The organism is Streptomyces nigra (assembly GCF_003074055.1).
Lineage (GTDB): Bacteria > Actinomycetota > Actinomycetes > Streptomycetales > Streptomycetaceae > Streptomyces > Streptomyces nigra.
Window position 1 is genome coordinate 3,803,114 of the sequence record NZ_CP029043.1, and the last position, 13,031, is coordinate 3,816,144.

At 69.8% G+C, this 13,031-nt stretch carries 11 protein-coding genes and 1 tRNA gene; 10 read left to right on the forward strand and 2 right to left on the reverse strand.

The features are described 5' to 3' along the window. Nucleotides 1–91: 91 nt before the first annotated feature. From recF to DC008_RS17610, 7 genes are all read left to right on the forward strand, one after another. Nucleotides 92–1,213 carry a DNA replication/repair protein RecF gene (recF, locus tag DC008_RS17580; RefSeq protein ID WP_108707791.1) on the forward strand — a complete coding sequence of 374 codons (1,122 nt, stop codon included), beginning with the start codon at nt 92–94 and terminating at the stop codon, nt 1,211–1,213. Continuing rightward, nucleotides 1,210–1,779 (forward strand): DciA family protein, encoded by a 570-nt coding sequence (locus DC008_RS17585; protein WP_108707792.1) that lies wholly within the window; start codon nt 1,210–1,212, stop codon nt 1,777–1,779. Before recF ends, DC008_RS17585 begins: the two co-directional genes overlap by 4 nt. Nucleotides 1,780–2,242: 463 nt before the next feature. After that, complete coding sequence (gene gyrB / locus DC008_RS17590) at nt 2,243–4,327, forward strand: DNA topoisomerase (ATP-hydrolyzing) subunit B (RefSeq protein ID WP_108707793.1); 2,085 nt, start codon at nt 2,243–2,245, stop codon at nt 4,325–4,327. 42 nt (nt 4,328–4,369) lie between these two features. Continuing rightward, nucleotides 4,370–6,964 (forward strand): DNA gyrase subunit A, encoded by a 2,595-nt coding sequence (gyrA, locus tag DC008_RS17595; protein ID WP_108707794.1) that lies wholly within the window; start codon nt 4,370–4,372, stop codon nt 6,962–6,964. Between the two features lie 278 nt (nt 6,965–7,242). Next, entirely contained in the window at nt 7,243–7,755 is a 513-nt protein-coding gene (locus DC008_RS17600) for a DUF3566 domain-containing protein (protein ID WP_108710746.1), read from the forward strand. Nucleotides 7,756–7,867: 112 nt separating this feature from the next. Then, nucleotides 7,868–7,944 (forward strand) — tRNA-Ile (locus DC008_RS17605). A gap of 120 nt (nt 7,945–8,064) precedes the next feature. Continuing rightward, nucleotides 8,065–8,748 carry a hypothetical protein gene (locus DC008_RS17610; RefSeq protein ID WP_108707795.1) on the forward strand — a complete coding sequence of 228 codons (684 nt, stop codon included), beginning with the start codon at nt 8,065–8,067 and terminating at the stop codon, nt 8,746–8,748. A gap of 96 nt (nt 8,749–8,844) precedes the next feature. Here the strand turns inward: DC008_RS17610 and DC008_RS17615 are convergent, their stop codons facing one another. Next, the gene (locus tag DC008_RS17615) at nt 8,845–9,276 is read right to left on the reverse strand and encodes a DUF7144 family membrane protein (RefSeq protein WP_235073332.1); all 432 of its coding nucleotides are present in this window, start codon (nt 9,274–9,276) and stop codon (nt 8,845–8,847) included. Between the two features lie 139 nt (nt 9,277–9,415). Here DC008_RS17615 and DC008_RS17620 point away from each other — a divergent pair, with 139 nt between their 5' ends. After that, nucleotides 9,416–10,156: an AAA family ATPase gene (locus DC008_RS17620; protein WP_108710748.1), complete on the forward strand. Its 741-nt coding sequence runs from the start codon at nt 9,416–9,418 to the stop codon at nt 10,154–10,156. A 171-nt stretch (nt 10,157–10,327) separates the two neighbouring features. Here DC008_RS17620 and DC008_RS17625 read toward each other — a convergent pair whose 3' ends face one another. Further along, entirely contained in the window at nt 10,328–10,705 is a 378-nt protein-coding gene (locus DC008_RS17625; protein WP_108707796.1) for a DUF6344 domain-containing protein, read from the reverse strand. A 337-nt stretch (nt 10,706–11,042) separates the two neighbouring features. Between DC008_RS17625 and DC008_RS35965 the strand changes: the two genes are divergently transcribed. Together DC008_RS35965 and DC008_RS17635 are read left to right on the forward strand one after the other, a co-directional pair. Beyond that, the gene (locus tag DC008_RS35965) at nt 11,043–11,171 is read left to right on the forward strand and encodes a DLW-39 family protein (protein WP_003999697.1); all 129 of its coding nucleotides are present in this window, start codon (nt 11,043–11,045) and stop codon (nt 11,169–11,171) included. Nucleotides 11,172–11,427: 256 nt separating this feature from the next. Beyond that, nucleotides 11,428–12,741, forward strand: coding sequence for a hypothetical protein (locus DC008_RS17635; protein ID WP_244221370.1), 1,314 nt, complete (start codon nt 11,428–11,430; stop codon nt 12,739–12,741). Nucleotides 12,742–13,031: the final 290 nt, after the last annotated feature.

Genomic DNA, 13,031 nt, shown 5'->3' on the forward strand with positions numbered 1-13,031 from the left:
CCGGGGTGGCCGATCTGGCACCCTGGACACCCCCGGTTGTCCACAGCTGGGGACGGTTGAACCACACGTTGGGGGAGGTCGGCGAACGACCATGCACGTCACGCATCTTTCGCTGGCCGACTTCCGCTCGTACGCCCGGGTCGAGGTCCCGCTCGACCCGGGCGTCACCGCGTTCGTCGGCCCCAACGGGCAGGGCAAGACGAACCTCGTCGAGGCCGTCGGCTACCTCGCCACCCTCGGCAGCCACCGCGTCTCCTCCGACGCCCCGCTGGTGCGCATGGGCGCCGACCGCGCCATCGTCCGCGCCCAGGTGCGGCAGGGCGAGCGCACCCAGCTGGTCGAGCTGGAGCTGAACCCGGGTAAGGCCAACCGGGCCCGTATCAATAGATCGTCGCAGGTCAGACCGCGTGACGTACTCGGCATCGTGCGGACCGTCCTGTTCGCCCCGGAGGACCTCGCGCTGGTCAAGGGCGACCCCGGCGAGCGGCGCCGGTTCCTCGACGAGCTGATCACCGCCCGCTCCCCGCGGATGGCGGGCGTGCGCTCCGACTACGAGCGGGTGCTCAAGCAGCGCAACACGCTGCTGAAGTCCGCCGCGCTGGCCCGCAGGCACGGCGGCCGGTCCATGGATCTGTCCACCCTGGACGTCTGGGACCAGCACCTCGCGCGCGCCGGCGCGGAACTGCTCGCCCAGCGCCTCGACCTGATCGCGGCGATCCAGCCGCTGGCCGACAAGGCGTACGAGCAGCTGGCCCCCGGCGGCGGCCCGGTCGCCCTGGACTACAAGCCGTCCGCCCCCGGTGAGGCACACACCCGCGAAGACTTGTACGAGCAGCTGATGGCGGCGCTCGCCGAGGCCCGCAAGCAGGAGATCGAACGCGGTGTCACCCTGGTCGGGCCGCACCGCGACGACCTGCTGCTCAAGCTGGGTCAGCTGCCCGCCAAGGGGTACGCCTCGCACGGCGAGTCCTGGTCGTACGCGCTGGCACTGCGCCTGGCCTCCTACGACCTGCTGCGCGCCGAGGGCAACGAGCCGGTGCTGGTCCTCGACGACGTCTTCGCCGAGCTGGACAGCCGCCGCCGGGAGCGCCTGGCCGAGCTCGTCGCGCCCGGCGAGCAGGTCCTCGTGACCGCCGCGGTCGACGACGACGTACCGCACGTCCTCGCGGGGGCGCGGTACGCCGTGTCCGAGGGGACGGTGGAGCGCGTATGAGCGACCGGCCGTCCGAGAAGGAACCCGCCGGCTCCTCCGGAGACCCTGCGCCCGCCAGGACGCCCGAGCCCTCCGGCGTCGACCTCGCGCGCGTGGCGCTGCGCGCGGCCAAGGAGCAGGCACGCGCGCGTGGCGACGCGGCCCACCAGAAGAAGCAGGCGCGGCGCGGGGGCGGCCTGCGCTCCGGCGCGCGGGCCGACGGACGCGATCCCCTCGCGCTCGGCGCGGCCATCAACCGCCTGATCACCGAACGCGGTTGGGAGACCCCGGCCGCCGTGGGCGGTGTCATGGGCCGCTGGCCGGAGATCGTCGGCGAGGACGTCGCCAAGCACTGCGTACCCGAGCGGTACGACGAGGACGAGCGGGTCCTGGTCGTACGTTGCGACTCCACGGCCTGGGCGACGAACCTGCGCCTCCTCGCGCCGACCCTGGTCGCCCGTCTCAACGAGGACCTGGGCCACGGGTCCGTCCGGCAGATCAAGGTGCAGGGCCCCGGCGGCCCCGCCCGCCGCTACGGCCCCCTGCGCGCACCCGGCAGCACGGGCCCGGGCGACACCTACGGCTGAGCCGGCCCGCCGGAGTGCCCGGCTCGCCCGGCTGAAAGCCCCCGAAACAGCCGTCACACGCGTCCCGGCGCCCTCTTCCGGCGCAGGTGACAGACATCACATCACCACCTCTCCACAGCCCCGAAACGACGTCCGCGAGCCGTTCGTCGTACAACCGCACGCGGTTGCGAATCGTGAGGTGACTCCGAAGTAGCCAAGGGTTGACGGCTCGAAGCGCTGAGTGCCGCTGTGAGCCTCTTGGAGCCCCCTTCCACATATCGGGAGTCGGCCGAGCCGGGTTCAGGGCGGCACATGCGGACTCAGGTACCGGCAAACCCCCATCACTGTCAGCGCTACCGGTAGACTGGAGGACAATCCCGCCCCAGTCGTGGGGACCGTCCGGGACACGCTGAGCAACGCTGATCAAGGCTTACCAACGCAACATGCCGCAGCCGCTCCGGCAACCCGCCGACGAGCTTGGCTCGTGCTGTGCCAGAAAGGGCGCTTCGTGGCCGATTCCGGCAACCCCAACGAGAACATTCCGTCCACCGACGCCGGCGCCGACGGCGCGGGCGCTTCGCCGAGCCCCGAGGTCACCTCCTCGTACGACGCGAGCGCCATCACCGTCCTCGAGGGCCTGGACGCGGTTCGCAAGCGACCCGGTATGTACATCGGTTCGACCGGCGAGCGCGGACTGCACCACCTCGTGCAAGAGGTCGTCGACAACTCCGTCGACGAGGCACTGGCCGGTTACGCGGACACGATCGACGTGACGATCCTGGCCGACGGCGGTGTCCGCGTCGTCGACAACGGCCGAGGCATCCCGGTGGGCATCGTCCCGTCCGAGGGCAAGCCGGCCGTCGAGGTCGTCCTGACCGTGCTGCACGCGGGCGGCAAGTTCGGCGGCGGTGGCTACGCGGTCTCCGGCGGTCTGCACGGCGTCGGCGTGTCCGTGGTGAACGCCCTGTCCACCAAGGTCGCCGTCGAGGTCAAGACGGACGGCTACCGCTGGACGCAGGACTACAAGCTCGGCGTCCCGACCGCCCCGCTCGCCAGGCACGAGCCCACCGATGAGCACGGCACGTCGGTCACCTTCTGGGCCGACCCGGACATCTTCGAGACCACCGAGTACTCCTTCGAGACGCTCTCGCGGCGCTTCCAGGAGATGGCGTTCCTCAACAAGGGCCTGCGCATCCGGCTCACCGACGAGCGCGAGTCTGCGAAGGCGACCTCCGGTGCGGACGAGGCTGGCGCCGACGAGAAGGCCGAGGTCAAGTCGGTCGACTACCACTACGAGGGCGGCATCGTCGACTTCGTGAAGTACCTCAACTCCCGCAAGGGGGACGTGGTGCACCCCACCGTCATCGACCTGGAGGCGGAGGACAAGGACAAGCTCCTGTCCCTCGAGGTCGCGATGCAGTGGAACAGCAGCTACACCGAGGGCGTCTACTCCTTCGCGAACATCATCCACACCCACGAGGGCGGTACGCACGAAGAGGGCTTCCGCGCCGCGCTGACCTCGCTGATCAACAAGTACGCGCGCGACAAGAAGCTGCTGCGCGAGAAGGACGACAACCTCACGGGCGACGACATCCGCGAGGGCCTGACGGCGATCATCTCGGTCAAGCTGAGCGAGCCTCAGTTCGAGGGCCAGACCAAGACGAAGCTGGGCAACACCGAGGTGAAGACCTTCGTCCAGAAGGTCGTCTACGAGCACCTGGCGGACTGGTTGGACCGCAACCCCAACGAGGCCGCGGACATCATCCGCAAGGGCATCCAGGCCGCCACCGCGCGCGTGGCCGCCCGCAAGGCGCGCGATCTGACGCGCCGCAAGGGCCTGCTGGAGACCGCGTCCCTGCCGGGCAAGCTCTCCGACTGCCAGTCGAACGACCCCACCAAGTGCGAGATCTTCATCGTCGAGGGTGACTCCGCCGGCGGCTCGGCCAAGTCCGGCCGCAACCCGGAGTACCAGGCGATCCTCCCGATCCGCGGCAAGATCCTCAACGTCGAGAAGGCGCGGATCGACAAGATCCTGCAGAACCAGGAGATCCAGGCGCTGATCTCGGCCTTCGGCACCGGTGTGCACGAGGACTTCGACATCGAGAAGCTGCGCTATCACAAGATCATCCTGATGGCGGACGCCGACGTCGACGGCCAGCACATCAACACCCTGCTGCTGACGTTCCTGTTCCGCTTCATGCGTCCGCTGGTCGAGGCCGGGCACGTCTTCCTGTCCCGTCCGCCGCTCTACAAGATCAAGTGGGGCCGCGACGAGGTGGAGTACGCCTACTCCGACCGTGAGCGCGACGCGCTGCTGGAGCTGGGCCGCCAGCGCGGCAAGCGGGTCCGTGAGGACTCCATCCAGCGCTTCAAGGGTCTCGGCGAGATGAACGCCGAGGAGCTGCGTGTGACGACCATGGACCAGGAGCACCGCGTCCTCGGCCAGGTCACGCTCGACGACGCCGCCCAGGCCGACGACCTGTTCTCGGTCCTGATGGGCGAGGACGTCGAGGCCCGGCGCCAGTTCATCCAGCGCAACGCCAAGGACGTCCGCTTCCTCGACATCTGAGTCGGTCTCAGCTGACCGCACCAGGAAGGATCTTCACCAGCAATGGCCGACGAGAACACTCCCGTCACCCCTGAAGAGGGCGGCGTCATCGCCCAGCGTGTCGAGCCCGTCGGGCTCGAGACGGAGATGCAGCGCTCCTACCTCGACTACGCGATGTCCGTCATCGTCTCGCGTGCGCTGCCCGACGTCCGGGACGGCCTCAAGCCCGTCCACCGCCGCGTCCTGTACGCCATGTACGACGGCGGTTACCGCCCCGAGCGCGGCTTCTACAAGTGCGCGCGCGTCGTCGGCGACGTCATGGGCAACTACCACCCCCACGGCGACTCCTCCATCTACGACGCCCTGGTGCGCCTCGCCCAGCCGTGGTCGATGCGCATGCCGCTCGTCGACTCCAACGGCAACTTCGGCTCGCCGGGCAACGACCCGGCGGCGGCCATGCGCTACACCGAGTGCAAGATGGCGCCGCTGTCGATGGAGATGGTCCGCGACATCGACGAGGAGACCGTCGACTTCACGGACAACTACGACGGCCGCTCGCAGGAGCCGACCGTCCTGCCGTCCCGCTTCCCGAACCTGCTGATCAACGGCTCGGCCGGTATCGCGGTCGGCATGGCGACCAACATCCCGCCGCACAACCTGCGCGAGGTCGCCGCCGGCGCCCAGTGGTACCTGGAGAACCCCGAGGCCTCGCACGAGGAGCTGCTGGACGCGCTCATCGAGCGCATCAAGGGCCCCGACTTTCCGACCGGCGCCCTCGTCGTCGGCCGCAAGGGCATCGAGGAGGCGTACCGCACCGGCCGCGGCTCCATCACGATGCGCGCGGTCGTCGCGGTCGAGGAGATCCAGAACCGCCAGTGCCTGGTGGTCACGGAGCTGCCCTACCAGGTCAACCCCGACAACCTCGCGCAGAAGATCGCCGACCTGGTGAAGGACGGCAAGATCGGCGGCATCGCGGACGTCCGCGACGAGACGTCGTCCCGTACGGGCCAGCGCCGGGTGATCGTCCTCAAGCGGGACGCGGTCGCCAAGGTCGTCCTGAACAACCTGTACAAGCACACGGACCTGCAGACGAACTTCGGCGCGAACATGTTGGCGCTCGTCGACGGCGTCCCGCGCACGCTCTCCCTGGACGCGTTCATCCGCCACTGGGTGACGCACCAGATCGAGGTCATCGTCCGCCGTACGCGCTTCCGGCTGCGCAAGGCCGAGGAGCGGGCGCACATCCTGCGCGGTCTGCTGAAGGCCCTGGACGCCATCGACGAGGTCATCGCGCTGATCCGGCGCAGCGACACCGTCGAGATCGCGCGCGGCGGCCTGATGGAGCTCCTGGAGATCGACGAGATCCAGGCCAACGCCATCCTCGAGATGCAGCTGCGCCGGCTCGCCGCCCTGGAGCGCCAGAAGATCGTCCAGGAGCACGACGAGCTCCAGGCGAAGATCACCGAGTACAACGAGATCCTCGCGTCCCCGGTCCGCCAGCGCGGCATCGTCAGCGAGGAGCTCGCCGCGATCGTCGAGAAGTACGGCGACGACCGCAAGACCAAGCTGGTGCCCTACGACGGCGACATGTCCATCGAGGACCTCATCGCCGAAGAGGACATCGTGGTCACCGTCAGCCGGGGCGGCTACGTCAAGCGCACCAAGACGGACGACTACCGGGCGCAGAAGCGCGGCGGCAAGGGCGTGCGCGGCACGAAGCTGAAGGAAGACGACATCGTCGACCACTTCTTCGTCTCGACGACGCACCACTGGCTGCTGTTCTTCACCAACAAGGGCCGTGTCTACCGGGCCAAGGCGTACGAGCTTCCGGACGCCGGCCGGGACGCGCGCGGGCAGCACGTCGCGAACCTGCTGGCCTTCCAGCCGGACGAGGCGATCGCCGAGATCCTCGCGATCCGCGACTACGAGGCGGCGCCGTATCTGGTGCTGGCCACGAAGGCCGGGCTGGTCAAGAAGACGCCTCTGAAGGATTACGATTCGCCGCGTTCCGGCGGTGTCATCGCGATCAACCTTCGTTCGATGGAGGACGGTTCCGACGACGAACTGATCGGTGCCGAACTGGTCTCGGCCGACGACGATCTGCTTCTGATCAGCAAGAAGGCCCAGTCGATCAGGTTCACCGCCACGGACGAGTCGCTGCGGCCCATGGGCCGTGCCACCTCGGGTGTCAAGGGCATGAGCTTCCGCGAGGGCGACGAGCTCCTCTCGATGAATGTTGTTCGACCCGGTACGTTCGTGTTCACTGCCACCGACGGCGGGTACGCGAAGCGGACCGTGGTCGACGAGTACCGCGTCCAGGGTCGCGGCGGCCTGGGCATCAAGGCCGCCAAGATCGTCGAGGACCGCGGTTCGCTCGTAGGCGCGCTGGTGGTCGAGGAGACCGACGAGATCCTCGCCATCACGCTCGGCGGCGGTGTGATTCGTACGCGAGTCAACGAGGTCAGGGAGACGGGCCGTGACACCATGGGCGTCCAACTGATCAACCTCGGCAAGCGCGATGCCGTCGTAGGTATCGCACGCAACGCCGAGGCGGGACGCGAGGCGGAGGAGGTCGACGGCGACGTGGCCGTCGACGAGACCGCCGAGGGGGACGCGACCACCGGCACGGACGAGGGTGACGCGCCCTCTGCCGAGTAGCACGAGGAGTGAGTCATCGTGAGCGGAGCCACGGGCACCGGATCGTCCGGTATCCCGGCCGGTTCTCCGGCCGGTTCGGAGACGGGCGGCGGCGGTCGTGGCTCCGCCGCGCAGGCGGCGGACACCCACACCACGCAGCTGAAGGCGATCAAGTCGTCGCCCGCGAAGGGCGCGCCGTCGCCCGACGCTTCTGGATCCCAGGGGGGAACCGTGACGGACACCTACGCGGCCGGTGGGGGCCCGGCCGCCCCGGGGGCGGACAGCCGCAGGCGTCGCCCCTGCCGGGTGAGCGCCAGCCTCAGCAGGCAGGCGGTCCGTACCACCCGCCGCAGGCCTACCCGCCGGCCGGCGGCGCCCCCGCGGGCGCTGCTCCGGCGGGCGCGGTCCGCAAGCCGCGCACCGGGGCGCGCACGACCCCGCGCACCCGTAAGGCCCGGCTCCGGGTCGCCAAGGCGGACCCGTGGTCGGTGATGAAGGTCAGCTTCCTGCTGTCCATCGCGCTGGGCATCTGCACGATCGTCGCGGCCGCGGTGCTGTGGATGGTCATGGACGCCATGGGTGTCTTCTCCACGGTCGGCGGCACGATCTCCGAGGCCACCGGCTCGAACGAGTCGAACGGCTTCGACCTGCAGTCCTTCCTGTCGCTGCCGAACGTCCTGCTGTTCACGTCGATCATCGCGGTCATCGACGTCGTCCTCGCGACGGCGCTGGCGACGCTCGGCGCGTTCATCTACAACCTCTCCGCGGGCTTCGTGGGCGGCGTCGAGCTGACCCTCGCGGAGGACGAGTGAGGCAGGGCTCCGGCCCTGCCCCCCGCCCCTCCGAGAACCGATTTTGGGACTGCCCGTGTCGTGCGCTAATGTTCAGGAGTCAGCGCGCGGGAGACACACCGCAGAGCGCGGCGGGGCTATAGCTCAGTTGGTTAGAGCGCATCCCTGATAAGGATGAGGCCACAGGTTCAAATCCTGTTAGCCCCACCAGCGAAAAGACCCCCGGACCATCGGTCCGGGGGTCTTTTGCCATCACCCAGGTTCCGCCGGCGGCTCTGCGAGCGTCCGACCGGTAGCCTCATCCGCCAAGATCAGGGGATCGGGGCGGGGATGAAGCGACAGATCGTGGTGGGCGCGGCCGTAGGACTGCTGCTGGTCGCGGGATGCACGGGGGAAGAGGGCAGCGGCGAGAAGCCGCAGGCCAAGAGGCCGAGCGCCGTCTCGCAGACGCCGAAGCCGAAGCCGACGGCCGAGAGGGGGCCGGGCGAACCACTCGGGGCGACGCTGCTCGCGTCGACGGACGCCGAACTGCGGAAGCAGTACGAGCAGTATGAGCCGGGCAGGGTGGGCGGCCATCCCGACGCGGCACATGTGGCGGTACTGAGAGGACGGGAAAAGCCCTGGCAGATGGCGCAGTTGGTCTGGATGTCGGATTCCGGGCACTTCTGCTGGATGGCCCACGAGTCGAAGCATGAGAGCAGCGCGAGCCAGTGCTCCCCCATGCCGACGTCGCGGCCAGGAGTCGAACAAGTGCACACCCCGCCGACGCCGAAGGTCGACGACGGCTGGTACCTGGCCGTCGTGGAGAACGCGGTGGGCCGCTTCGGCTACACCGGCCGATCGGAGAAGGCACTCGTCCCCGTGAGGCAGGCAACCGTACGGTTTCCGTCAGGCCGGACCGTCACCTTCGTCTCGTACGGGAGGAGGCACGACGATCGCCGGATCCCCTGGGACGCCGAGATCTGCGACGCCGACCGCAGCGTCTGCTTCGACGCCTTCGACAGGGTTCCCTGATGCCGCGGTCACGCCTATGAGCCGTGCGGCTCACGCGTCACGCGTAGAGAGGCCCCCGGGCGGGCACCGGGGGCCTTCCGTGTGTGCCGAGAAGGGTCACCAACCGCCCTCTGGGCCCGTGTGGAACCGTGTCAGGGCGAAGATGATCAGAAGGTCCAGCACCATCATGGGGAGCGCCCAGAGCGGGTAGTACGGGACGAACATGAACTGGGTGATCAGGCTGATCCCCGCCGCGGCCGCGCCGACTCCGCGGCCCCAGCTCTTGTTCGTCACGACGCCCATACCGCCGATGACGAGGGCCAGGCCGACGATGATGTGGATCCAGCCCCAGGCGGTCAGGTCGAAGCGGTAGGCGTACTGGGAGGCGGCGAACAGGTTGTCCGCGGCGATGCCGGACGCCCCCATGAGGATGCTGAGCGGCCCGCTGAGCATCATCACGGCCCCGGCGAACAGGGACGCGCCGCTGAGCCTCGCGCTGCCGTCCGGCCCCCTGCCCCCTTGTCGTGTCTCGTCCGCCAATCCAGCCATAGCCGTCACCTTCCTGTACGGCGCGCTCGTCAGCCGTGCCACGTCGGCCACGCTCCTCTGTCAGGATCACCGCGATCACCCGGCACCGCGACCGCAGCCCGTGGAGGCCGTTGTCAGTGGTGGGTGGGAGGGTGACGGGGTGATCGTCGAACGGGCCTATGCGCATGTCAGCGAGGGCGAGGCGGCCGGGGGGCGGTGGCCGTGGTCGATGCCGTGTGTGCGGCAGCTGCTGGAGGAGGGACTGACGTTCTCCGCGCCCGTCACGTTCCTGGTGGGTGAGAACGGCTCCGGGAAGTCGACGCTGGTCGAGGCGCTGGCGGAGGGGTTCGGCCTGGACTCCTGGGGCGGGTCCGCGGGCTACAAATACGCCAGTGCCCGCGAGCCCTCGGAGCTGGGCGCGCGGGTGCGATTCGAGGCGACGGCGGCCGGCCGGCGCATGCTGCGCGGGTCTCGGACGCGCCGCAGGGGTTTCTTCCTGCGGGCGGAGACGGCGCTGGACGCGCTGGGCCGGGAGCAGACGACGGGAAGGCTCTCGGGGGCCGTGGACGAGATGAGCCACGGCGAAGGCTTTCTGATGGCCTTCCGTGAGCGTTTCGAGGGGCCCGGGCTGTACGTCATGGACGAACCCGAGGCCGCGCTGTCCTTCTCTTCCTGTCTTCAACTCGTCGGGCTGCTGCATCACCTGGGGCGTTCCGGCGCGCAGATCATCTGCGCCACGCACTCACCCGTGCTCACGGCGCTACCCGGCGCCGAGATCATCGAGGTGGGTGACCACGGAATGCGTCCCGCCGAGTGGCGGGATCTGGAGCTCGTCTACCACTGGCGTCGGTATCTCGACGACCCGTGGGCCTATCTACGGCACATCGTCGAGGCGGAATGACGTCCGTCCGCCGTAGCCGGGGGCGTCGTTCTGCGTCGTTCACCGCTGCGTCGTACTGCGTACTGCTGTGCTGCGTCCGTACTGCGTGCTGCTGGTGTTGCTTCTGATGCGTTACGTCTGTTCCTGCTGTCCTGCGGTCGCAGGGGCTGTCGCTCGGGCGGGGCCGAGAGGTCAGCGTTGGTGTGGCACCAGGGGCTGGGCCGGCGAGGCGGCGGTGGCGCACTCGCGGGTCGCCGGGACCGATGCGGCCGATTCGGTGTCCGCGAGGGGCCGGTGGCGGCAGCTGGGGGTCTTTCCGTGGGCCTCCGCCCGGATGCGCTGCTTCATCGTGGGAGGCAGGGCCCTGGCGTAGGACCAGGCCCAGTGGGGCGGTGCCGGAACCGCGACCTCCGCGCTGCGGTCGCTGTCGTCGCGGCCGGTGTTGCGGGAGGTCTCGGTCTGCGGCGAGGCCGCGGCGGCGGTGTTGGAGACGAAGCCGAGCGCCGTGAACAGCGCCAGGAAGGCGGAGACGATGGCGGTCCACAGGTTCATGACCTTGTTCCTGGTCATGGCCCCTCACTTTCAGGTTGGGCGATTTGCGTACTTTCCTCATGATGTGTATGTGGGCCGCGAAGTCATGGACCGACGCCCGTGGCGCGTCGATCTTCAGATGAACAGCACTCGAATGGCCGCAGGAGCCGCGAAGAGTGGCAAAAGTGGTGGGAAGCCGACAAAGTCACCCTCTGTCCGGAGGTGATCACTCTCCGGTCCGGAGTCGGTTCGTCCCCATCTACTGGGGTGTGCCGGGCGGCAGTTGAGCCCCCACGCAGGTCACCGATCGGTCTCGGCCGGTGTGTATAGTCGGGCGCCAGAGGTCCCCTACGTCAAGGAAAGACGAGGTCGCGCGGTGAAGAAGCTTCTCCTGGTCGCACTGGCCGCCATCGGCGGGCTCCTCGTGTACCGCCAGATCCAGGCGGATCGCGCCGAGCAGGATCTGTGGACGGAGGCGACTGACTCCGTGCCCACGGGTTCGTGAGCCGTCACAACGGATTCGACACAGACCCCGGCCGCCGACGCGGCCGGGGTTTCGTGTGTTCGGAGCAACGCGTGGCGGCTCGTCCTCGAGTTGCGGAAGCCGATCACTGCGTCTAGACGCCGCTGTTTCGGACGGGCGTGCGCAATGCGGGGGCGCCGGGCGGCCGGGCTGGGCAGGATGGGCGACGGTCCGGAAGACGGCGAAGGGGTGGCGCGTGATGAGGCGGCGTACGGGGGCACGGCAGGGGGCGCGTCCGGTGCGTCACGCGCTCCGTGCGCGGTCGGCCGCCGTAGGGGCGCTGCTGCTGTGCGCGACGGCCGCCCTTCCGGTGCCCACGGCCCTGGCCGCCGGGTCACCGGGGCCGTACGGCTTCGCCCCCGACACCACCAGCGTCACCGGCGCCCCCACCCCGGCCGGCGCGAAACCCCTCACCGCCGGGACGACGTACCGCAGTTCGCTGCCCGGGGACGGGCCCGTGCACTACTCCCTCGACCTCGACGCCACCTCCGACACCTACGTCTCCGCCACCGCCGCCCCCGATCCCGGCAGCGCCGTCTCCGCGGGTGAGGGCATCAAGGTGACCGTGCAGGACGCCGCCGGACGTTCCTGCTCCTTCGACACCGAGACCTTCGGCGTCGTCCGCAGCGCCCGCCCGATCGCCGCCTGGGGCGCCCGCGAGATCTCCGCCGATCGGCCCCGCTGCAAGACGGCGGGCACCTATCACGTCGTCGTCGAGCGCGTCGGTACGCCCGTGAGCGTGGCGGACGACTGGGACCTGGAGCTGTCCGTCGTCTCGGAACCGGCGCTGCGCGAGCCCGTCGCCGCCGAGGTCCCGGAGGCATGGAACTCGCAGACGCCCCGGCCCGCCACCGGTGACGCCGTTCCGCGTGAGGGCGGCTCGGGCTTCGCCTCCGCGGTGCCCGTCGGCCCGGGTGTGTGGACCTCCGGCATCGAGCCCGGCGGCACGCTCTTCTACCGGGTGCCCGTCGGCTGGGGCGGACAGCTCTCCGCCACGGCAGAACTGGCCGCCGCCGACAGCCGTGGCGGCTATACGACCGGCGCGCTGAGCCTTGAGCTCTACAACCCCGCCCGCGGGTTCGTCGACGACGTGGCCGCCAACTACGCCGGGCGCCGGGAAGACGCCTCGCTGCCGCCCCTGCCGCCGGTCGCGTACGAGAACCGGTACGCCGGCCCGGACCGGCTCGGCGGCATGCGGTTCGCCGGGTCCTACTACCTCGTGGTGCACCTGGCGTCCGAGGTGGCCGAGAAGTTCGGCGACGGGCCCTTCGACGTGGCCCTGCGTGTGCGGGTGGACGGCTCGGAGAAGTCCGCGCCCGACTATGCGGGGGAGTCTCGGCCGGACGACGTCTTCGAGGCCGTGCCGGTGGACCTGGACCTGGGCGAGGTCACGGGGGGTGCGTCTTCGGGCGGTACGGCGGGCGGCGGCAGCGGACGTGGGGATGCCGCGATGACCGTGCTGGCGGTGAGCGGCATCGGCACCGGGACCGCGCTGCTGGGGGTGCTCGGGGTGTGGAGCGTGGTCGCGCGCCGGAGGCTCGGGGGTTCGTAGGGGCGCTCGGGCGTTCAGGGGGCGCGCGCAGCTCTCTCCCGGGGGCCTCAGATCTGGCTGAGCGCCCAGAATCCCACCGCGTAGCAGGCCAGCGCCAGCAGCAGGAGCGGGATGGCCACCTTGGCCGGGGGACCGGGACGGCGGGTGGCGCGGTGGCCGCCACGCGGGCGGGGCTGCGCAGGGGCGGCGAGGAGAAGGGAACCTGCTGGCTCTGAGCGGTGTATGAAGCAGTAGAGGCATCGACGCGGTGATACGGCGTCGGTGTCGGGGTGGCCGTGGGTGTGGATGTG